The sequence below is a fragment of the Thalassomonas actiniarum genome (assembly GCF_000948975.2).
GTDB lineage: Bacteria > Pseudomonadota > Gammaproteobacteria > Enterobacterales > Alteromonadaceae > Thalassomonas > Thalassomonas actiniarum.
This window is the reverse complement of record NZ_CP059735.1, coordinates 3,261,917-3,283,493: the sequence shown is the minus strand read 5'-3', so window position 1 is coordinate 3,283,493 and position 21,577 is coordinate 3,261,917. Positions and strand designations below refer to the sequence as shown.

Sequence of the window (21,577 nt, the reverse complement as noted above, 5' to 3'; positions counted from 1 at the left end):
AAGATGAGATTAGCAACAGCAGAGCAATCACCAGATGAATATATCCAGCATTTTTATGGCTATACCTTAACAGAATTACTGGCACCTATAGGCAAGGAGCAGGTAGGCGAGTCGGTGCGCCATAACGGGGTGTATTTTAACATCAAGCAAGCCCGTGAGGCCGATGATCCGACGCTGCCGATGGGGGTATGGACCCATGAATTAAAAACCGCCGACTGGCAAAAGGTAAAGGAACTCGCCCTGGAAGCTCTGGCAGAAAAAAGCAAAGATCTGCAGCTGGGGGTCTGGTTATTTGAAGCGAGTATTCATCTTAACGGTTTTGCCGGTATAGCACCGGCGGCGTTACTGATAGAAGCATTATGTGAAAAATACTGGCCCAATATGCATCCGGAAATGGTGGATGGCGACATAGAATATCGCACCAACGCTCTAAACTGGCTCAATAAAAAACTGCTGCCGGTTTTGGGATTAATCCCTATCACCCAAGCCCAGCTTGACGGCGAAGAGTATTGCTGGAACGACTGGGAAAGCGCCTGCCATTACGACAAGCTTAAAAACCAGCAACAAGTGGATACTGAATGGGACGGGGCGACTCCGCAAAGCATTAAACAGCGCCTGGCCGCGACGCCACCGGATGAATTGCTCAAGCTGGTTTATCAGCTTGAAGACGGCTTGCTGGCATTAAATCATTTGCAAGACTGGCTGGATAACTGTTGCGGCAATGACAGTCCTAATTTGAGCGATATCAGCGAATTGCTGCGACAAATTGATGACATGCTCAGTAAAGAGCTTACCCGTCGCGGCATATCCCTGGCCCGGGAGCCAGAGAAAGAGCTGCTTGCTGCCGGTAAAGGGGAGGGGGATGCTGGCGATGCAGGGAAAGGGCAGGATGATATGGGCAAACCCGGCGGCAGCGGCTCGGGAGACGGCCCGATCCGAGATCGCAGTGATGCTTTTATTTGCTTGCGTAAGGCGGCGGAATTTTTAATGCAGGATGATCCGCATAGTCCTGTGCCTTATTTGGTGTATACCGCCTGTGAATGGGGAGAAAAGTCGGCGCCGGATCTCTATCAGGAGTTATTTTTGGCTAAGGGGGGGCAATTGAATATTTTTGAAATTATGGGACTGAATGTTGAGCGGGAACATTGATGTTAGAAGAATTTTTCAGTTAGTTAAGCCTGTTGTTTAGGTCGTTACATTTTAATCGCTGCAAGCAGTATCTTACATAAGGTGGAACATGATAAAGAATAAAGTAAATACTGCTAGTATTAGCATTGCTACCGCACTTATATCAATTGATACTCCTAATTGTCTTGGGCATCAACGTATTTGGCCTCACAGAGATGAGTTTATAGAAGAGCTACTTAATAAGTTGCGCGAGTCACTAATTAATGACCACGGAATTGAATTTGACGTTGTCAGTATTGAGCCGGGAAGCATCAATATTCGCCTTCAAATTACGGCATCAATTTTTGCAATTATTGCGGCAACCGCTACGTTCATGGATACAGAAGCAGCTGAGGTCGTTCGTGAGAAACTTGAATATGTAATTAGTGAATACATAATTCAAAGCGATTACAGTGAACCATGCAATGTACACATGCTAGGATTTGCGAAAAGAGGTTTATGTTACGGTCCTGTACAACAGGGGGATACTCTCACTTCAATTGCAGAAGAATTAAGCCCAAATGGTGTTACCACCAACCAAACTCTAATGGCACTATATAAATATAATCCACATGCGTTTTACGATGAGAATATTAATAACTTGCATGACGGAGTATTTTTATCACTCCCCAAATCGCCAAAATATCTTAGTAAAAATCATGCAGATAAGCAGGTAGAATTGCATAATGAGAAATGGCGTAAATAGATATAACAATCAAAAGATTTCACTAACAGCTTATTCTTAATTACTAATACTTACCGCTTATTCGTGGTGGCTAGTCTTGTCCTAATTTCATTGGCAGCTTTGCAATGTTAGGTTTTTTATCATAGATAGTATAATCAGATAGTTTGGAGGGATTATGTTACTTTCAATTGTTCTCGTTTCTATTTGGGCATTACTTATGTTTCGTTCAGCTGCCGCTGAATATAAGTATTATCAATCGGTAAAAACTCTTGAGCCGGAGATATGGGAAAAATTAGGCTCTCCAAAGTTTTTAATGATCCCTTTAGTATTTATATCCCCTAAAGGTTCAAAGCTTTTACAAAGCATTTCAAATAACGCTATATGTGAGCTTGCACGTAGACACCGACAAGCTGGTATTCAATTCTTATCTTACGTTATGTTGGTTTTAGTGATTAGCATTGTGTATTTCAAAATCGCCTAGCAGAGCCGAACATTTAGGACAGTCAAAGCTAGGCAGTGATAGGGGAGATCATAGCCCTGCCAATTCGTTGGTGTGTTGTATTGAGAAAAACGGATTGATGGGTTTGGCTCTATAGAGGTGCGCCTGCTCTTGCTTCAAATTAAAATCACGGGCAGGTTGATCCTCAAGAAACCTAGCTATTGGCGGATAACAAATGCTAAAGTGACCCAATTACAAATTTGATATAAGTCGCTCGAACATACTCCGGTGCTTTAATTAGGAGCTACTAAGAGTTTGTCGTTTAACTCAGTTGCACCTCAGGGGAGGGATGATGTCATCACCATTAGACGGTGCCAAGAAAGCAGTGAAGGAAATCAAAAAATTCCACCGCGTACTCAATCATCCAAGCTATGTTCCCGAGCAATGTTATCGGAGAAATGATGTGAGTTTCCCTATGGTCAGTTATGTAAACACTATCGTGGCATTGTTTGAAAGTAAAAATTATGAAAACATTCCTACATTCATCAGACGAGCTAGCGCTGAAATTAAAGTACGTTCGCCGAAGCCAAATACTGAATGTTATCGAACAGTTGCTATAGATTACCTTTGTCAGGTTTGTTTCTATTTAACTCACTATACCGAAGTAAACAATTACAGCAATATTCCAGAAAATATACTAAATGGCGGACAAAAAGAAGCGCCAGTCATTGAGTAAGCAAAACCTTTCACCATGAATCAGCACTACAACCAGATGAAGAAAATTTTAGTTTTGGCCATAGTGGCCCTTATTTCCCTTTCAAGTAAAGCTGATACTTTAAAGCCGTTCGTAAGTGATGGCTGCAGCGCCTTCCCTGATGGCACACTTGAACAAAACGAACTGTGGCTGTCTTGCTGCTATCAACATGACTATGACTACTGGAAAGGTGGTACCTATCAAGAACGTCTGGAATCCGATAAAGCTTTAGAATCTTGTGTAGCTAAGGTTGGAGAACCCGAAATAGCACTGCTGATGCTGGCTGGTGTAAGGATTGGCGGCACACCGTTTTTACCGACCAAGTTCAGGTGGGGTTATGGCTGGCCATATCCGCGCCTTTACGGGAAACTCACTGAATCTGAGCTTGAGCAAGTTAAAAATTTAACCGGTCAATCAAGTTCGGCTGTAGAAAAGCAGGGGCAGAAGATGTAACAAGAGCGCCCCTTTTTTCTGTCGTTGATATCACTCCCAAAGGTAAATAAAAAACCTTCTTGTTGTTTGACTTTTAACCACTTTAACCGTAATTTGTTGATGTCAGTGTTAATAACAGACATCAACAATTAATCACAAAAAAGGACTTAGAGATGAAACTCAAACTAACAAAAGAAAAATTAAAAAACCTCTCTAAAGATGCGAAATCGCTTCCCCTAGGCATGACACCACAAGTTGGTGGCGGCAACCCCACCACATATCAGTTAACGGATGCGCCGGCATGTAGCTGGACCGACGGCAGACATGCCTGTAAGGAAATCTAAATTTACCCAGTTGTATTGAATTGAGCCTCATTTTTATGGGGCTTTTTATTGGCTTTTTCTTAATTGAACATCCACCCGACAGCTTGCCCAAGAGATATCAAAAAGACAAATATCCATAGGTTTTTTACCTGGTAAAGTGTAATCTGGCGTTTTTATGCCGCTTGATGTGGCGCTATGTTCCAAGGGAAGTTAAGTGAAAAAATATGTAGCGGGATTTCTGTTCTCAAAAGACTCCTCCCATGTCGTTTTAATACAAAAACTAAATCCGCAATGGCAAAAAGGATTATTTAATGGTGTCGGCGGAAAAATAGAAGAAAACGAATTGTCACCCGATGCCATGGTAAGAGAGTTCAAAGAAGAAACGGGGGTTACCATAGCTAAAGAAAACTGGACTTGTTATACGCAAATACATCGCCCCGGTTATTATGATTTAGATGTTTACTTTGCACTTTCAGATCTTGCTTTTGAAGCGCGTACCATTGAAAAAGAACAAGTTCATATATTTGAAGTGAATGAGTTACCCGCTAACCTTATTCCAAACCTTAAATGGCTAATACCGCTGGCTTTGGATCAGCAGGCAGACTTTTCAAACCCATTCTCATTGAGAGAAATTGCTACCGAGCGGACTGAAGCATAACGGTTTAATAAATAAGAAAAATAATCCCTAGCCGGTGCGCATTTAAGCAACTATCATTTTCCTACTCTAAAAACTTTAAACTCAAGAGGGTTGGATCATGAAACCACGAAAAGTTGTAGCAGCATGGGTTGAGGCATTTAATAAAGCCGATGCCGATCTTATTTCAAGCTTTTACAGTGATGATGCAACCAATCATCAAGTCGCTGATGGTGAAGTTGTCGGTAAAGAAGCTATTCGGGCCAAGTTTGAACAAGAGTTTGCAACAGCCGACATGGTTTGCATTGTCGAGAATATTTTTGAAGATGGCGAATGGGCGATATTAGAGTGGAAAGATCCGCTTGGCTTACGCGGTTGTGGTTTTTTTCACATCATAAATGGCAAAATTCAGTTTCAAAGGGGCTATTGGGATAAGCTGTCATTTTTAAAGCAGCATGGTCTGCCAATTCCTCAATAATACTAGGGAGATGAAATTATTACTATTGTTAACCCATTCATAAAAACGGGCTAAAAAAATAAGTGACTATCCAAGTCCCGCGCTGTGCGCCATAGTTCCCCCCTTAAAAACACCTATTTCACCAATTAATGCAATTTACCCAAGACTATTGGCGCAAAAACAAGGATAATCCCCCAATTAAGATCAATCCGCTAATTGGCAGCCGGCAAAAACCTCAAACATCAGGTTTGAAATGCTTCCGATTGCAGCGCACAACTTCGGAAACCGTTCGATGGAAATCAAAGTTAATTATCTCGACAACCTTAGAATTGAAGCTAAGTTTGACGAATTTTCTGTTATCGCTGATCAGCCGATCCGCTACAAAGGTGATGGCTCGGCCCCCAGCCCGTTTGACTATTTCCTGGCTTCGTCCGCCCTGTGTGCGGCTTATTTTGTCAAGGTCTATTGTGCGGCCCGCGATATTTCTACCGACAACATCAGACTGTCGCAGAACAACATTGTTGACCCTGAAAACCGCTATAACCAAATTTTCCAAATTCAGGTAGAGCTGCCGGAAAGCATTTCTGAAAAAGATCGCCAGGGCATTTTAAGATCCATTGACCGCTGCACCGTGAAAAAAGTGGTACAAACCGGCCCCGAGTTTAAGGTTGAAGCGGTTGAAAGCCTGGAAGATGACGCACAGGCGATGCTGATGGGACACCCGGGAGAGGATGCCAGCACTTATATTCTGGGTAAAGATCTGCCGCTTGAAAAAACCATTGCCAACATGACCGGCATTTTGGCCGACCTTGGCATGAAAATCGAAATTTCTTCCTGGCGTAACATAGTGCCCAACGTGTGGTCGCTGCATATTCGCGATGCCGCCTCACCGATGTGTTTTACCAATGGTAAAGGCGCAACCAAAGAGAGCGCGCTGTGCTCGGCATTAGGCGAATTTATCGAACGCCTTAACTGCAATTTCTTCTATAACGACCAGTTTTTCGGCGAAGAAATTGCCAACAGTGACTTTGTTCATTACCCGAATGAAAAATGGTTTAAGCCGGACGAAAATGACGAATTACCTCAGGGCATTTTGGATGATTACTGCCTGGGCATCTACAACCCGGACGGTGAACTGCGCGGTTCACACCTTATCGATACCAACTCGGGCATGGCTGAGCGCGGCATCTGTTCAATTCCCTACGTACGTCATTCCGACGGCAAAACCGTATATTTCCCCTCTAACCTGATTGAGAATTTATTCTTAAGCAACGGCATGAGTGCGGGTAATAACCAGCATGAAGCGCAGGTGCAGTGCTTGTCGGAAATTTTCGAGCGGGCAGTGAAAAAGCAAATTATCGAGCAAGAAATTGTGCTGCCGGATGTGCCGATGCAGGTGCTGGAAAAGTACCCGGGCATTTTAGCGGGCATTAAAGGTTTAGAAGAGCAGGGCTTCCCTGTGGTGATTAAAGATGCCTCATTGGGCGGACAGTTCCCGGTGATGTGTGTCACCTTGATGAACCCGAAAACCGGCGGGGTATTTGCCTCTTTCGGTGCCCACCCCAGCTTTGAAGTGGCGCTGGAGCGCAGTTTAACCGAGCTGTTGCAAGGCCGCAGCTTTGAAGGGTTAAATGACGTACCCAAACCAACCTTTAACAGCATGGCGGTTACTGAGCCGGAAAACTTTGTTGATCACTTTATCGATTCAACCGGCGTGATCTCCTGGCGCTTCTTTAGCGCCAAGCATGATTATGAATTCTGCGAGTGGGATTTCTCCGGCAGCAATGCCGAAGAAAACGAAAGCTTGCTGGCCATTTTAAAGCAGCTGGACAAAGAAGTGTATATTGCCGAATTTAATGAGCTCGGCGCCAGTGCTTGTCGTATTCTGGTGCCGGGATATTCCGAAGTATATCCGGTTGAAGACCTTATTTGGGACAATACCAACAAGGCGCTACATTACCGTGAAGATATCCTCAATCTCCACTCATTAAGCGATGATGCCCTGGTAAGTTTGGTGGAGCGCCTGGAAGAAAGCCAGCTGGACGCTTATATCGATATCCGCACCTTAATTGGTATTGAGTTCGACGAAAATACCGTGTGGGGCCAGCTAACCATTCTTGAGCTGAAAATTCTTATTTACTTGGCATTAGGTGAGCTTGACCAGGCGATTGAGCTGGTAGAAGAGTTCTTGCAGTATAACGACAACACGGTAGAGCGCGGTTTGTTCTATCAAGCCGTTCATACCGTACTTGAGATTGTGCTGGACGAAGAACTGGAGCTGGAGCACTTTATTGACAACCTTGGCAGAATGTTCGGTAAAGAGAACATGGAGAATGTTGTTGGCTCGGTAACCGGCGAAGTGAAATTCTTTGGCCTGACCAAAACCAGCATGAAGCTTGAAGGGCTGGACAAACACTTGAGACTGATTGAAAGCTATAAAAAGCTTCATCAGGCCCGCCGGGTGTTAGCCGCCAAGTAAAGCGGTGAACTAGTGTTAGCGTGCTTATTGTAAAGCTTTTATAAAGGCACGCTAACACAGCACTGCTGCACCAGGGTTTGGTATCCTTGAGATTATCCTCGCTGCTATTTTTCAAATTCGTTTAAGAATGAAGTCCAAGAAACAGTTAAATTAACCAAAACAACACCAGCGAAAGATTTGTTGGCTGTTAGGCTCCGGGAATATATGGCGAAAACGATCTACTTCTTTAATAAAGAAGACAAATATTATCAGCTATCAAACTTTGCCGGATTTGGTTTTGTGCTTGATGGACATAAATGGCGAACTATGGAGCATTATTTTCAGGCCATGAAATTTGAGGGGACAGAGCAATTTGATAAAATTTTAAATTGTGGCTCTCCAAAGCAAGCGAAAGACTTAGGACAGTCGCGAGCCGTGCCTATCCGCCGGGATTGGGACGCAGTCAAAGAAGAGATCATGCTCGCTGGGCTGAGAGAAAAGTTTAAAAAACCTGAACTGAAAGCGGTATTGCTTGGCACCGGCAAAAAAGAGTTAGTTGAAAATTCACCATTTGATAAATATTGGGGAATTGGCCCAAAGGGGAATGGTAAAAACCGACTAGGCGTACTTCTGATGCAGTTGAGAAACGAGATAAGAAGCGAATCAACCTGACAAGAGTGCCGCGATTGTGTTAACTCAATAATACAATGTTTTCCAAAGTGTTTAATCCTGTGTACAGCAATCCATACAGTATGTATAAGTAAGCCCAATACTAAATACAACCCCGGCCTGATTTATCCGCCAAAAAGGTCTTTATTTAATAGTGCAATCCACCGACATCAGGAGAGCACCACTTCCAGTACCTTCAATAGTCAACGGCTGCTATTTATGCAGCAAGCAAAGGCGCAACCCCTGAGTGCTACCAACACCCAGAGGTCGCTAACCACAACGAACTAACCAGGAGTACGTCATGGCTGAATGTCATCATACGTCAGAGCTTGGCTCGGCAAAAGTAAAATATCCTATTTATCGGCAACTTACCGTGCAAGAAACTGTTTGTTGCACGGCTTCGAAAACCCGCGGCATAGGTATTAACTATGTGCCGGTAAAACTTGAACCTTGCATCGTGCTCAGGGGAAAGTGGCTTAAGCTGGCCGGTTTTCCCATTGGACAAAAGGTTAGTATTACGGTAAATCAGGGTGAACTTCTCATCAGCCCTAAGCAGGATAGGTAAATAACGGAGAAATAAACCGGCCAATAACGGTCAAATAAAAGCCAAGCTGTGTGCAGGCGCAGCAGCTTGGCCACAAGCGGTTCGCTGTTCAGGCGGATGTTAGCAGCTGGACACATCGTATTAACTGTCTGGTGTCATGGAGTTTTTTCTTCCTCATACTATAATTCCTTTGCAATACATCAATGGAAAATGGATGGCTTAAGATTTCTATTTATATCGTTAAGCATTATAAGGGAGAAGGTTTATATGAGCAGTTTATACAATTCAGCCAAAGCGCTACCATACCCAAGCAGTTATAGACACGGGTGGCTTCCTGAGCCCGGAAGCGAAAGTTGGTTAAAGTTTCATGCGGAAGTGAGTGAAGCAGCCGGAACAGTCGAAACAATTCAGGGAGATGAATGTTGGATTGATCCTACCGTGATAGCGCTATTCGAATATCTTACAAATGATCCTACAGTGTCCTATTTGATGACTACGGCCTGTCGCCAGAATAAAACTATGCGGGACACCCCAGATTTAGATACGGATGGTGTACCGATCCCTTTGATTCCTAATGCTGCTTTTTTCGCACTTGTATGCAATTATCTGCTGACTTGGTGGCCCCGTTACATTAATGATGATCTTGTTGGTTTGCCTTTTTCCGGGTTCACGGTGGGAATTGATCCAACCTTGCCAGGTTCTCAGCTTTTGGGACTGCCTGAGTTTAATCAAAAGATGGGAGCGGTATTGAACAAATGGCATGAATTCCTCGGCACAGCAGCCTCCGCACAGGGATTCTCCGTCGAGGGAGAGCAATGGTTGTCAAGAAAAGCTAAAGCTTCTTATCAATTTGATCTGTGGAAGAAGGACAGCCCAACACTTCCTTACTGGTCATCCTGGAATTCGTTTTTTACGCGTCAATTCAAAGATTCTGCCAGCGCTCGTCCTATTGCCGCTCCTGACAATAACCAAATCGTAAATTGTCCTAATGACGGCTCCTTGTTCCGCTGGGATTGGCAGGTGAATAAGGATGACACTTTTTGGTTCAAAGACATGAACTACTCGTTGCACGATATCCTCAGCTCTCCACTGCCGGAGCAACAGAGTGTCATTGATGAATATGATTTGCCTTCACTCTTTGAGGGCGGATACGTGTTCCAGACATATCTCAATCCTTATAATTTCCACCGTTGGTGGGTGCCGGCAAACGGTAAGATTTTGTTTGATCCAATCAGTATTCCTGGAGCCTATTTTAATAAGCTCGTTCTGCCGGATTTTGGCGGTGCAACAACGGCCTCATTACCATATCTTGCTGAAGTCAATGCTCGTGGTTTGATGGTGATTGAAACCCCTGATTACGGTTATATTTGCTGCATTCCCTTGGGCATGAGCGAAGTGTCAACAATTACATTCAATGATCAGATGACAGCAGGGGCTACCGTCACCAAGGGCCAGGAAATGGGGATGTTCAACTATGGCGGCTCTTCTTTTGTGATTATTTTCCAAAACCTTCCAGACAAGCAGCTTGTCTTCATGGACGATCAAGGTAATCACTACCCGCAACGCCCCGAAGGGGCAACGAACAGTTCAGGGGCAGGGGAGAATGTAACCAATATTGGCTCACAAATCGGTGTTTGGTTTTCACGTTAAGAGCCTGTGGTAAGTTGTATTGCTCAGCTATGGTTAAGTAACCATATTAGAGGTCGTTGCAATCAATTTTAATCGGGTAAGGGTTGGCACTAGCCAGCCCTTACCAATAGCATCCTTCATGCGGGTTTACACCGGGCGCTTCATTTAGGATAGTGAAGTGCAGTCACCACCAGTTTCAGGCATTTTTCAATGAACTGACCGATACTGCGAAGTACTCGCTCTCCAGCCTACGCCTCATATGATGCTCTTGTTCATTAGTACATAGTTTTGCTGGCGCTCGCGGATAAGTTCTTGCCATTCGCTGGTCTTTAGCGTCTAATAATAAGTTAATAAATGGTGTTCTTCCTACAGAGGTATTTCACCTCATTAGTCCATGCTCATACTGGGCGTATTCAAGGCTATAAATTAATTGCGCGCCAATATCGCTGGGCGCTAGTACCTCCCGTCGATTATTGCGATATGTTTCAGCTTGTGATATCGAATGGAGCCAAATTATAATAGTTTCTCGAAAAATAATTTATATGATATTTACGAAGTTATTGACTGTTAAAAATATTTTTTACGCTCTAAGCGTATTTTTGTGGTTATACAGATGAAGAGTAAAAATATGGATGATAGTCAAAGAGCATCGGAACTACAGTCAGAGGTAGACCTTGATGCGCCTGTTAGGCAAGTAGATGGTGAGGGGAATTACATTCCCAACTCAATATCGATTGGTAATCGTTTGCTCCACATAATACTTTCAATATCGTTACTATTTTATGGTGCATATGGAGTTTATACGGATGATCTTTATATTCCAAGTAGACGTGATATTTTCCATTTTTCAGGTCTTGCAGCATGGTTAGTGTATGCCGGTATGATTTGTTTATGCGCATATCTTTTGTCAGTTGTCATAGATCATTATGATAAGCGAGATAATGAACATCAGTATTATAAGTTTGGAAAGCGTATCAGGCTTACTGGTTTCATCTTATTCTTGATTGCAATTGCGTTTCATTTTTCATTTAATGTGTGGTGATGAAACATAACAAGACTATCCATTTGAGCGCCTTACGCTACGCTTCAGGCAGCAAATTATGGCTGGCATTAGGCATAGCAGGGGGCGTTATTGGAACTAGCTAATATCGGAGATATAGAAAATGCAGACTTCAGCAAATACAACACTTGTAGAGGTCCTGCTGATAGAAAGTATTTTACTAAACTTATTAACTTGATGGTTGATGAAAATGCTGACGAAGATGAGCAACTAGACGCAATAAATGATGGTCTTTGGGATATTTTTTCTCATCAGTATACCCTTTATACCGGTACCCCTTTGGCTTTGTATCTAATCCTTCAACTGACCTCCAAGCAGCAAAGAAAGCAAAACAAAGAACTACAAATGTTTATTAATTTATGCTGTGAAAGAGGAAATGATGGGATTTTCCTTACTCAAGATGAACAGATCAAGAATGCCAACGGCTTGTTGCCGATATTCTCTATTCCCGAAGTATTAGAAAAATATGCCTAACAACACGCCCTGAGGTGGACCACAACTAAAAATTAAGCGCCAACAGCAAACTTTAACAGCGGTGAGTCCCGTCTTTTTAAAGCTTCCAGGTACATAGATTCATTGTAAGGTGTTCGGGTTTTCCAACACCTGAATGCGATCCTTATCCATTTGAAAGCCAGTGATCTGATAATCACATTATGTGGCTTACCTTTGCTTTTTTGTTGTTCATAATAAGCTTTTGCCCAAAATGAAAAGCGTACAGATAACCCTGCCCATTCCACAAATGTCTGCCTTAAAAATTTTGGGCAACTATACCGCCAATGTACCCACTTTTGTTTACCACTGCGCTCAATAACAGGGGCAATGCCTGCATATTTTTGAAGTGCCGATGCATCAGTATATCGGTCACGTTTTGTGCCAAATGCAGCAAGTAAGCGAGGGGCTAATTGAGGCCCAGCTCCAGGGAAACTATCAAAAATAACCCTATCCTTTTGCTTTTTATAACGTTGCTTTATTTCACTGTCCAGCTGTTCAATCCCTTTAATCAGTACTTTGAGTTGGGGTATTAAAATCTCAATCAAGATCTTATTAGGTTCAATAACTCCCAGATCATCGGTTAGCGTAGTCGCCTTTTTTATTAACGAAATTCTAGTTGCATTTACTTCCGGGTATCGGGAATTATGTTGATTGAAGAAAGTCTGTAAGGACTGTTTTTTAGCTTTCTTTGCCTGCATCAATGATGGCCATTTCTTGATAAAGTCACAAAAAATAATCGTGTCTTTTTCAGAAAACCACTCAAGTACCTGTGGATAATAGTTTTTTAGTGTTGCTGTAATTTTATTTGTTAAATCGACACGGTCTTGCACTATCTTTCGACGATACTCCACAAGTTGTGACAATGCTCTGATTTCTGCTGATTCTGGCTGAATTACCGTTAATTTATCCATGTGAAGCGCCAAGATTTCAGCCTGTAAATAAGCATCTGAAGGGTCGTCTTTGGCTCCACTAGGTGTAAATGCTTGCCGATATTTGGCGACGCTAGAAGGGTTGAGAGGAAATATCGTAAGATGAGAATACTTGCTCAAAGCATTAATGAGTGGTCCTTTTTGAAGTTCACAAGCGATGGCAACTTGCTTGTTTGGATAACGTATTTTTAGGTTCATAGCCCAATTATCAATGGATTCTGGCTTACTCGAAACAACGGAATGAAGGTACTTTTTAGAACCGGTAGGGTTCTCGCAGATATCATGTTTTTGATCTGCCCAATCAATTCCAATTAAAGCAGCGAAATCATCGACAGTAGGGGCTTTCATTTCTAACCTCCTCGGCGTAAAGTAACTACTGGAATATGCTGAAAACTCGTTTCTCGCAGGTCTTATAGATAGTCGGTGCAACGAAAATCCCTGAGTATGCGTTTTGAAACAAGTCACTTCTGTTGGCTCGAACGTCTTGTTATGAACATAGTCTGTTCGCGCCTCACTATTCGTAGCCAACAGAAGCATGTTCCACCCATTTAAGGAAAAGGTAAATCTATAAATAAATGAAACGGTCAAACTATAAGTTAATGTTATATGCTGGCTAATGGGCTACTCCACTGTTTTCTCATACTCAGTCGTGTTTACCGACCCGGCTCCATGAATTGATAATGTTTACATAATCCTATAATTTCTCTTTAATTTTTCGATATGTTCGTTAATATCGGTAGAGTAAAATTCAATCAAATTCGGGGCTCAACATGGACGCAAAACCGTCAAGAGTGCAGCGCATTCTTAATCGCGTAGAAATAATTGGTAATCGATTGCCAGATCCTGCTGCATTATTTGTCTTTTTATTGTTGTTGGTATGGGGCTTATCCTGGGCACTGTCCGGCGTCAGTTTTGAAGCCGTCGATCCAAGATCTGGCCAAGGAATACAGGTAATCAACCAATTGAGTGGCCCGGCCCTTACTCAGTTCTTCTCAGTCATGGTAAACAACTTTTCACACTTTCATCCGGTTGGCGTGGTTTTAGTTGCCATGCTTGGTATTGGTGTCGCCGAATATAGCGGCTTTATCAATGCAGGCCTGAGGGCAATCATGGCCAAAACCGCCACTTGGCTGTTGACTCCTATGGTGATTTTAGTCGGTATTGTCAGTCACTCGGCGGTAGATGCGGGCTATGTATTGGTGATCCCTCTGGGCGGTGTAATATTTTATGCTGCAGGTCGCCACCCCTTAGCAGGCATCGCTGCGGCCTTTGCCGGTGTATCGGGCGGTTTTTCGGCAAACTTTGTTCCTTCAGCGCTCGACCCCATGTTGCAGGGAATATCGCAAGCGGGTGCTCAATTACTAGACCCTAATATTTTATTAAACCCATTGAATAATTACTATTTCACAGCGGTCTCTTCAATAGTGATTACAGTGCTTGGCTGGGCGATTACCGACAAAATTATCGAACCTAAGTTGACAGAAAATAAACTCGATGGCGATCTCAGTGACTTGCCAACCATGGAGCCATTACAACAAGAAGAACGCATGGCGTTGCGTTGGGCATTACTTGCCATAGTAGTTGGTACTGTGGTTATGGTATTCAGTGCAAGTGTTGATACTTCTCCCTGGCGAGATGACAATGGCTCACTCACGTCTTTTTCGTCGCCGTTAATGAAATCCATTGTGCCATTAATTTTCTTGCTGTTTTTCATTCCTGGCCTGGTGTATGGCATTGCCATAGGCAAGATACGTAATTCAAAACAAGCCATTGAAGGCATGAGTAAAGCCATGTCGAGTATGGGATATTACTTAGTCATCATGTTTTTTATTGCTCAGTTTATTTACGCGTTTGGGCAATCTAACTTAGGGGTGTTATTGGCGGTTGAAGGAGCTGAGTTCTTAAAGGCTATGGCGCTTCCGGCACAGTTTACCATCGTCGGTATTATATTTCTTACGGGATTTATTAACTTATTCGTCGGTTCGGCTTCTGCCAAATGGGCATTGTTAGCCCCGATATTCATCCCCATGCTGATGCAGCTGGGCATCTCGCCTGATTTAGCACAGGCTGCCTACCGTATTGGTGACTCCAGTACGAATATCATAACTCCGTTGATGCCATACTTTCCCTTAGTTGTGGTCTATTGTCAGCGCTATGTTACCAGCTCGGGCATTGGTACTTTAACGGCATTGATGCTGCCTTACTCCGTCGTATTTATCGTCGTCTGGAGTCTATTTTTATTGCTCTACTGGCAACTTGGCCTACCGCTTGGTTTACAAAGTAGTTATGAATATTTTGCTAATTGATTTGGCCAGGTCAAACCTAACTTGTTCAACTTTATGCGAGCTATCTAGTTTCAATAATTGAATGGGTAAATATGAAAAACGGGGGCGCTGCTCCTTGTGAGTAAGAGGCATATGTCACTGCCCCTAAATCGGCGCTATGTGCTCTGCTTGAGTTGCGAGGTATATTCAGTGAGAATTACATTGGCTTTAGCGATCAATGTATTAATACTTGTGCTTACTTTTTTATTTATGAGCCATATGTATATTGCAATTTTGATCGCCATTTCATTACTTGTATGGTTTTTTTACTTTTTATGGCGTCGGCAGCAACTTGTACAGGAGCGGGTTGAAAGAAAAATAGCGGGACAGAAAGTCATCATGCCGACAGAACATATTATGCTTAGAGCTTTAGAGTCATCCGGCTATTCTCAAGCAAGTGGTATGGGTTATATCGCACTCACTGAAGATTTCCTGTATTTTGAACTTATTCTTCTCGATCTGGTCATTGCAGTCCCAACAGCAAGGCTTCAAGGCGTAGAGTTTGTTCGCCGTTTAAAAGGTGTTTCACCTGTTAGGAAAATGCTGCGTATCATGTTTATCAATGAAAATGGCGAAGACGATTCCATAGCGGTTAATGTTAAAGAAATGGAGCATTGGAAAAATGCAATCTCAGATATTTGCAAAAAGCCTTAACAAGTGTAGCCGACGGGTTACTTTCTCCGCAGCTGTATGGGTTAGGGGGCGTGGATAAGTATGCGATATTTTATCTTAATGACATTCATTGTTACTTTTTGGGTAAGCGCTCATGAGCAGCAAGTGCTAAGTGAGCAAAATGTCATAGAGGTTCACCAAGTTGATAATAAATACCTATACGAATCATGGAAGTTTGAATTAGAAAATATTGATTATTCCAATGGCATTGATTATCAAGAAGCGAATATTATTATCAAGAACTTTGCTTTCACACCTAAAGCTGCCAGTTGTGGAGCTACCGGTATCATTGTCGATTATGGTGCGTATTGGAAAGTAGCAACATATGAAGGCTTTTCCGCGACTCCAGGAGAAGCGATATTTATTCATAAAAAGAGCGGTAAAATGTCTCAAGACGGTAACGTTTTGTTTTCCCATCCAAATAAAATGAAAATGTCGTATTTAGAAGGTACTCATCTGGATATTTCCGTAGTAAAGTAGCCTAATAAATTAAACCAGCGGAGTCGTTACGCACTCTTCGCTGTTCAAAGCATTATGCCAAAGAGAATCTAGTTCATGCCTGACCCCGATTTAGCGAAAATCATGACCTTTGCATTGCCGCAAGATCTCGGCCGGTGGCTCAAGGTAAATCACGCCACCGAAAATGAACTGTGGGTGAAGATCTTCAAAAAAGGGACCGGGATTGTGAGCGTGACTTGGGACGATGTCGTGATTGAATCGTTGTGCTGGGGCTGGATTGATGGCATCAAGAAGTCACTTGATGCCCAAGCCTATATCCAGCGGATCACTCCCAGGAAAACGCGGAGCAACTGGTCGAAGAGAAACAGAGAACATGCAGAGCGTCTGATAAGTGAGGGCCGGATGAAAGAGCCCGGACTCGTGCATGTACGTTCTGCCAAAGAAGATGGCCGCTGGGAGAATGCCTATGCGGCAAGTGAAATGACAGTGCCTGCGGATTTCTTAGCGGCACTTGAGAGCAGGCCAAAAGCGAAACTGTTTTTTGAAACGCTTACTAAATCGAGTCGTTATGTTATCGCCTACGGGTTAACCAGTGCGAAAAAACCAGAAACCAGGCAGAGGCGATTCGAAAAGTTCATGGACATGCTTGCCAGCGAAGAAAAGCCTGCTTAGCCTTCAAAAAGACATAACAAAGCCGGTCAATCCAAGCTCCGCGTACAAGTACACCACGGGGGCTGAAAAATGTTATGTGATCGAAGCCATCGGAGATAGAAATATATGAATTATTCAAGCACTTGTAGTTGTGGCAAGGTAGCGATTAAAATTTCACTACCGAAGAATATTGAAGAATACGAACCAAGAGCATGTGATTGCGATTTTTGCATGGCAAGAAGTTTGTCATATTTATCAGATTCAAATGGTCAACTGAAAGTTTATCACTCAAGTGAACTTGAACCATTTAAGCAAGGCTCAGAGCAAGCTTCGTTTTGGCAATGTTCATCCTGCCATGACTTGGTTGTTGTCACTTGTGAAATTGATAATCACACAAAAGGAGCAATAAATGCACGCATGTTTGAGAAGCAATACAATTTGAAACCTGCGGTTTCCGTGTCACCAAAAACTTTGGCTCCGGAAGAAAAACTTAACCGCTGGAATACGGTTTGGTTAAAGGTTGAGTTTTGTGATTAGTTCACTCATCACAAAAAAACATCAATTAGAAAATTAAATCTATGTTTAGGGAAATAACATGAGTTCAAAAAAAACAGGCTCTTGCCTTTGCGGTAAGGTAAATTTTGAGATAGCAGGGGAGTTTGACAATTTCTTTCTTTGTCATTGCCAATACTGCCAAAAGGATACCGGCTCGGCCCATGCCGCCAGCCTATTTTCAACCAGTGCCAAGCTAAACTGGTTATCCGGGCAAGATAACATCCAAACCTTTAATCTGCCCCAAACCCGACATGTAAAGAGTTTTTGCTTAACTTGTGGCTCAGCCATGCCTAATATTCAGATGGACGGGCAATTACTGGTGGTTCCGGCCGGGAGCCTGGATGATGAAGTGTCGATTCAGCCTAATGCCCATATTTTCGTTTCAAGTAAAGCTGACTGGGACGATAACTTGGAAAATATCGCTAAGGTTGATAAATTTCCTTCGTAACAGCCCTGGCCCGGTAAACTTACCGGACCAGCTCACAAGATTATCGATTACCCTGATATCAGGTAACTGTGCTCAAGGAACGCTCGCCGGTGTGCTTCCTGCACAGCCTGATGCTTAATACCTAGAAATTAATCACGGTTGAAACGGCTTCTTCGCTTGCTGTTTCTATTGCCATTTTTATTGTCCGTTTTTGCCAGTCGATATCAATTTTACCGTAGTTACTGCCGGACTTGTTTACCAGATGACGATCATCTGTGGTTAATGCGGCAATATCGGCTGAAACAACCCCTACTTTCCCTGTGGGAATAGCAGCACCTGAGGGGGCACAATTACCCCATTTCCCTTCGATACCCTTGCCGCTGCTGTCTAACTCGGTATAACACCAGGGCTTAGTATTATCCCGGGTAATGCAGCCCTTATATTCAATACCGCCATATTTAAACGGCAGTTTACACTGGTTATCAAAATTTCCGTTGCCTGCACTATCGGCATAAACCGGCAGTCGTAGCGGGTTGGGAATATGATAGGGCCAGTTTTGACCAAAGCCGGAAGCAGTAACTTCATACAAGGCTACCGCAGCGCCGTGCTCTGTTGATGGCGGCATGTTCTTTTGCAGCAGTTCACCCCAATGTTGGTCGCCTGAGACAAAAATGATCGCTGTGGCATTGCCGTCATTCATGGACTTTTGCGCCATTCGCAGCAGTTTTTCCCGCTGCTGGGGCATTTCCGCCCAGGATTCGTAGTTGGTGCCCGACATATCCTGCTCTTGCAGATTACTGATAGCCTGGTCAAATTGCTTGCCGTCACCGTAGGCACAATAGCTTGATTTATTGCGCTCCTGGTTTAACGGCGGCAATACCTGAATGCCGCTGACAATAATTTTTACTTCGGATTTTTTGTTTAGCTCGGCCTGCAACCAGGCCCATTGCTGCTGGCCGAGTATAGTGGAGTTCTCGCCTTCACACTGGCCGTAGCCGGAAAAAGTCGGCGAACGGAAATAGCGGGCATCAAGCATGATCACATGGGTCGTTTCATTGGCGGGACCGGCCATTTTTGCGCTGTAAATTCCTTGTTGGCCATGAAAACGCGGGTCATCGGCGGGCACATCGTAATGGTGTAAAAACGCCTGCTGACTTTGTGCCCGTTTGGGATAATACTTGCCGTCATTATTGGCACCAAAGTCATGATCGTCCCAGGTGGCCATCACAGGGATATCAGCCTCAAGGAAACGCTTGTAATCAGCGTTTTGTTTTTTATCATCGTATTTTTGCGCCATCAGGGCCATATCTGTGGTATCGGCATAGATATTATCCCCGAGCCATAAGAACAGATCCGGCTGTTGAGCTATAACCCTGCTCATGGCCGCCGGCATATCGCCTTTCACCTTAAAACAGGAGCCTGCGCTGATGGTATCGAGTCTTTTGCTCGTATTTAACTGCTTATGGGCCAGCAGGGGCTCCCCGGCGGGCAGCTTACATTCGTCCCAGCCGCCGGAAGGCTTATAACACCAGGGAGAAGTGTGGTTTTTTGAGGTACAGCCGTGAATTTTCTCTCCCTGGTATTCGGTTACCGCATTACAGTTTTCGCCCCCCTGGGTCTGTTGCAGGGGTATGGTTTCTTCGCGTACCATCCCCCAGCTGGAGCCGTCAACCGGAGATTTCAGGTAACACCACTGCTGGCCTGAATTATCGGCATCTGTGGTGCCCAAATAAGTATTTAGCTTGTAGTTAAAACTGCTCTTGCATTGGTCGTAGTGAACTTCCGGCGCCGCATGGCTGATGCCGCTTATTGCCAGCAAGGTTAAGGTGGTAAGGTATCGCATGATTATTCCCTGAAAAGTATGAAGTTGGCTTCCCGATAAAGCGCGGTGCAGTTTGCAGAGGAATAATTTCAAAAACATTTCAGTAACATAAAAGTTTTATGACTTTATCCGGGAGCCTACCCCTCCGTTTACGGCGGTGATTACTGTGCTCATTCGATATTCTTTTTGCCTGCTGCCTGCTAAGGGGGTATATTGGCGCGATGGATTTAATTTAGCTGTATATCTCCCGGAGCACTCAAAGATGGAACTAGTCTTTTACATTATCGTCATTTGCCTTTTAGTCACGGCGGCAGGTTTGTTTTATTTCAAAGCCAGGGCCAAAAGGCGAATGAGTTATATCAACAGTTATCAATTTCCCGATGCCGTTAGCAAAAAGGTGGCACAAACTTATCCTCACCTTAATGACGGAGAGTTAGCGCAGGTTATTAAAGGCCTGCGTGAATATTTCCATTTGAACAACTTAGCCGCCGGCAAGATGATCGCTATGCCGTCCCAGGTAATAGATGTTGCCTGGCATGAATTTATTCTTTTTACCCGCAACTATCAGACCTTTTGTAAGCATGCTTTCGGCCGTTTTTTACATCATACTCCGGCAGAGGCGATGCAATCACAGGTCATTGCCCAGGCCGGGATCAAACATATCTGGCGTTTAGCCTGTTTAAGAGAAACGATCAACCCGCGTTCCCCGAAAAAACTTCCCCTGGTTTTTGCGCTCGATGCCCGTTTGAAAATTGAAGACGGTTTTAGCTATGAGCTTAATTGTATGAGATCCGGTGTGGTATCGTCAGGCTCATATAAGGGAGCACATACAAGCCAATCCTCCGGCGCAGCATTCTGTGTCACACATATTGGCTGTTCATCTGATACCGGCTTTGGTGGTGGCGGATGCTCGGGTGGTTCGGGGGACTCCGGCGGTTTAGGTTGCGGTGGCGGGGGAAGTAGCTGTGGAGGTGGTGGTGATTAACATCCATTGCTCTGGCGTGTAGCAAATTGCCGACGTTATTGACATGCAGGGGAAGGGCATAGCTCTCCTTATTTAATTTCAGTTTGCTTCATTACCAGTATGCCGTGAGCAGTTTTTAACTAAATACGGAGAATTACGATGACAACGAAAGGAACAGATAAGGTTAATATCGCGGACAAATTTTCATTATTTGATGAATTGTGGACGCCGAAAGTCATCGCGCAAATGAACCAGGTGCAATTTAAACTGGTGAAAATTCACGGAGAGTTTACCTGGCACAGCCATGAGCACACAGATGAAGTATTCATGGTAATTTCCGGCCATATGACCATTGAACTTCGTGACAAGACCATAGCGTTATCCGCCGGTGAGATGTTTGTTATTCCCAAAGGGGTTGAGCACAAACCTTACGCACAAGAGCTGTGTCAGGTGATGATCATCGAACCCCAAGGTGTGATCAATACAGGGGATACCGGCGGGGCACTTACCGCAGAAAATGATGTTTGGATTTAAGGAGAAAAAGGTGACTGAGAGTCAGCTCAAAGAAGAATTACTTGAAACTTATATGCAGTATTATGTCGAGGGGTTTAAAACCAACAATGTTGCTCTAATCGATCACATGGTTAAATACCCGCTCACTTATCTTAAAGACGGGAAAATGATCTTATGTGAGCAATACCCGATTGACCCGCAAAAACTCAAAGCGGAAAAGGCATGGGATCACTCAACCGATTGGCAATTTGAGATCCAGGGCATTAATGATAAAGAAGCACATGCGGTGGCTTTTGCCGTGCGGCGCCGTGCAGACGGCTCAAAAATAGAGTCGGTACACGGCTTTTATGCCTTTAGCCGTACCAGCGAAGGGTGGAAAATGTATGCCCTGGCAGATATTACCTTTTAGTAGATATCAGCGCTGTTGAAGCGACGCTTACGGATGAAATTCGGGTTGCTTTTAACCCGAAACAGCCCAATTCAGGGTCAAAAAGTATGCAGCCGATTAAAACTTGCCG

The 21,577-nt window shown here is 43.8% G+C and carries 25 protein-coding genes; 23 read left to right on the top strand and 2 right to left on the bottom strand.

Features of this window, described 5'->3' with window-relative positions; translation table 11 throughout:
* Nucleotides 1-3 precede the first annotated feature (3 nt).
* From tssA to SG35_RS14300, 14 genes are all read left to right on the top strand, one after another.
* Nucleotides 4-1,149 carry a type VI secretion system protein TssA gene (gene tssA, locus SG35_RS14365; RefSeq protein ID WP_044834514.1) on the top strand — a complete coding sequence of 382 codons (1,146 nt, stop codon included), beginning with the start codon at nucleotides 4-6 and terminating at the stop codon, nucleotides 1,147-1,149.
* A gap of 88 nt (nucleotides 1,150-1,237) precedes the next feature.
* Nucleotides 1,238-1,873 carry a FimV/HubP family polar landmark protein gene (locus tag SG35_RS14360; RefSeq protein WP_044834513.1) on the top strand — a complete coding sequence of 212 codons (636 nt, stop codon included), beginning with the start codon at nucleotides 1,238-1,240 and terminating at the stop codon, nucleotides 1,871-1,873.
* A gap of 154 nt (nucleotides 1,874-2,027) precedes the next feature.
* On the top strand, nucleotides 2,028-2,333 hold the full coding sequence (locus tag SG35_RS14355; RefSeq protein WP_044834512.1) for a hypothetical protein: 306 nt from the start codon (nucleotides 2,028-2,030) through the stop codon (nucleotides 2,331-2,333).
* Between the two features lie 307 nt (nucleotides 2,334-2,640).
* Entirely contained in the window at nucleotides 2,641-3,027 is a 387-nt protein-coding gene (locus SG35_RS14350; protein WP_152646722.1) for a hypothetical protein, read from the top strand.
* Between the two features lie 15 nt (nucleotides 3,028-3,042).
* A complete protein-coding gene (locus SG35_RS14345) occupies nucleotides 3,043-3,498 on the top strand; it encodes a hypothetical protein (protein ID WP_236702650.1) in 456 nt (151 codons plus the stop codon).
* A gap of 152 nt (nucleotides 3,499-3,650) precedes the next feature.
* The gene (locus SG35_RS14340) at nucleotides 3,651-3,821 is read left to right on the top strand and encodes a hypothetical protein (protein WP_160298334.1); all 171 of its coding nucleotides are present in this window, start codon (nucleotides 3,651-3,653) and stop codon (nucleotides 3,819-3,821) included.
* 193 nt (nucleotides 3,822-4,014) lie between these two features.
* Nucleotides 4,015-4,458: an NUDIX hydrolase gene (locus SG35_RS14335; protein WP_044834510.1), complete on the top strand. Its 444-nt coding sequence runs from the start codon at nucleotides 4,015-4,017 to the stop codon at nucleotides 4,456-4,458.
* Between the two features lie 97 nt (nucleotides 4,459-4,555).
* Nucleotides 4,556-4,912 (top strand): nuclear transport factor 2 family protein, encoded by a 357-nt coding sequence (locus tag SG35_RS14330; RefSeq protein WP_044834509.1) that lies wholly within the window; start codon nucleotides 4,556-4,558, stop codon nucleotides 4,910-4,912.
* A 271-nt stretch (nucleotides 4,913-5,183) separates the two neighbouring features.
* Nucleotides 5,184-7,370, top strand: a complete 2,187-nt coding sequence (locus tag SG35_RS14325; protein WP_044834646.1) for an OsmC domain/YcaO domain-containing protein — start codon at nucleotides 5,184-5,186, stop codon at nucleotides 7,368-7,370.
* A gap of 204 nt (nucleotides 7,371-7,574) precedes the next feature.
* Nucleotides 7,575-8,021: an NADAR family protein gene (locus tag SG35_RS14320; protein WP_044834508.1), complete on the top strand. Its 447-nt coding sequence runs from the start codon at nucleotides 7,575-7,577 to the stop codon at nucleotides 8,019-8,021.
* A 298-nt stretch (nucleotides 8,022-8,319) separates the two neighbouring features.
* Nucleotides 8,320-8,583 (top strand): SymE family type I addiction module toxin, encoded by a 264-nt coding sequence (locus SG35_RS14315; RefSeq protein WP_044834507.1) that lies wholly within the window; start codon nucleotides 8,320-8,322, stop codon nucleotides 8,581-8,583.
* A gap of 246 nt (nucleotides 8,584-8,829) precedes the next feature.
* On the top strand, nucleotides 8,830-10,212 hold the full coding sequence (locus SG35_RS14310) for a phosphatidylserine decarboxylase family protein (RefSeq protein WP_044834645.1): 1,383 nt from the start codon (nucleotides 8,830-8,832) through the stop codon (nucleotides 10,210-10,212).
* Between the two features lie 607 nt (nucleotides 10,213-10,819).
* Nucleotides 10,820-11,233 (top strand): hypothetical protein, encoded by a 414-nt coding sequence (locus tag SG35_RS14305; protein WP_152646721.1) that lies wholly within the window; start codon nucleotides 10,820-10,822, stop codon nucleotides 11,231-11,233.
* Between the two features lie 90 nt (nucleotides 11,234-11,323).
* Nucleotides 11,324-11,725 (top strand): hypothetical protein, encoded by a 402-nt coding sequence (locus SG35_RS14300; RefSeq protein WP_044834506.1) that lies wholly within the window; start codon nucleotides 11,324-11,326, stop codon nucleotides 11,723-11,725.
* A gap of 32 nt (nucleotides 11,726-11,757) precedes the next feature.
* On the opposite strand, the gene SG35_RS14295 is transcribed toward SG35_RS14300, so the two are convergent.
* On the bottom strand, nucleotides 11,758-13,020 hold the full coding sequence (locus tag SG35_RS14295) for an IS110 family RNA-guided transposase (RefSeq protein WP_044836286.1): 1,263 nt from the start codon (nucleotides 13,018-13,020) through the stop codon (nucleotides 11,758-11,760).
* A 422-nt stretch (nucleotides 13,021-13,442) separates the two neighbouring features.
* Between SG35_RS14295 and SG35_RS14290 the strand changes: the two genes are divergently transcribed.
* From SG35_RS14290 to SG35_RS14265, 6 genes are all read left to right on the top strand, one after another.
* Complete coding sequence (locus tag SG35_RS14290; protein WP_044832853.1) at nucleotides 13,443-14,978, top strand: AbgT family transporter; 1,536 nt, start codon at nucleotides 13,443-13,445, stop codon at nucleotides 14,976-14,978.
* A 168-nt stretch (nucleotides 14,979-15,146) separates the two neighbouring features.
* Complete coding sequence (locus SG35_RS14285; RefSeq protein ID WP_044832852.1) at nucleotides 15,147-15,650, top strand: hypothetical protein; 504 nt, start codon at nucleotides 15,147-15,149, stop codon at nucleotides 15,648-15,650.
* A 60-nt stretch (nucleotides 15,651-15,710) separates the two neighbouring features.
* Entirely contained in the window at nucleotides 15,711-16,148 is a 438-nt protein-coding gene (locus tag SG35_RS14280; RefSeq protein ID WP_044832851.1) for a hypothetical protein, read from the top strand.
* Nucleotides 16,149-16,223: 75 nt separating this feature from the next.
* Nucleotides 16,224-16,799 (top strand): YdeI/OmpD-associated family protein, encoded by a 576-nt coding sequence (locus SG35_RS14275; protein ID WP_044832850.1) that lies wholly within the window; start codon nucleotides 16,224-16,226, stop codon nucleotides 16,797-16,799.
* Between the two features lie 105 nt (nucleotides 16,800-16,904).
* On the top strand, nucleotides 16,905-17,315 hold the full coding sequence (locus tag SG35_RS14270) for an aldehyde-activating protein (protein ID WP_152646622.1): 411 nt from the start codon (nucleotides 16,905-16,907) through the stop codon (nucleotides 17,313-17,315).
* Nucleotides 17,316-17,373: 58 nt separating this feature from the next.
* Nucleotides 17,374-17,781: a GFA family protein gene (locus SG35_RS14265; protein WP_044832849.1), complete on the top strand. Its 408-nt coding sequence runs from the start codon at nucleotides 17,374-17,376 to the stop codon at nucleotides 17,779-17,781.
* Nucleotides 17,782-17,902: 121 nt separating this feature from the next.
* Here the strand turns inward: SG35_RS14265 and SG35_RS14260 are convergent, their stop codons facing one another.
* Nucleotides 17,903-19,603, bottom strand: coding sequence for an alkaline phosphatase D family protein (locus SG35_RS14260; protein WP_044832848.1), 1,701 nt, complete (start codon nucleotides 19,601-19,603; stop codon nucleotides 17,903-17,905).
* 241 nt (nucleotides 19,604-19,844) lie between these two features.
* Here SG35_RS14260 and SG35_RS14255 point away from each other — a divergent pair, with 241 nt between their 5' ends.
* The 3 genes from SG35_RS14255 to SG35_RS14245 all read left to right on the top strand — a co-directional run bounded on the left by SG35_RS14255 (nucleotide 19,845) and on the right by SG35_RS14245 (nucleotide 21,468).
* Nucleotides 19,845-20,567 (top strand): glycine-rich domain-containing protein, encoded by a 723-nt coding sequence (locus SG35_RS14255; protein ID WP_044832847.1) that lies wholly within the window; start codon nucleotides 19,845-19,847, stop codon nucleotides 20,565-20,567.
* 138 nt (nucleotides 20,568-20,705) lie between these two features.
* Nucleotides 20,706-21,080 (top strand): cupin domain-containing protein, encoded by a 375-nt coding sequence (locus SG35_RS14250; RefSeq protein WP_044832846.1) that lies wholly within the window; start codon nucleotides 20,706-20,708, stop codon nucleotides 21,078-21,080.
* Between the two features lie 10 nt (nucleotides 21,081-21,090).
* Entirely contained in the window at nucleotides 21,091-21,468 is a 378-nt protein-coding gene (locus SG35_RS14245) for a hypothetical protein (RefSeq protein WP_152646621.1), read from the top strand.
* The last annotated feature ends 109 nt before the right edge of the window (nucleotides 21,469-21,577 follow it).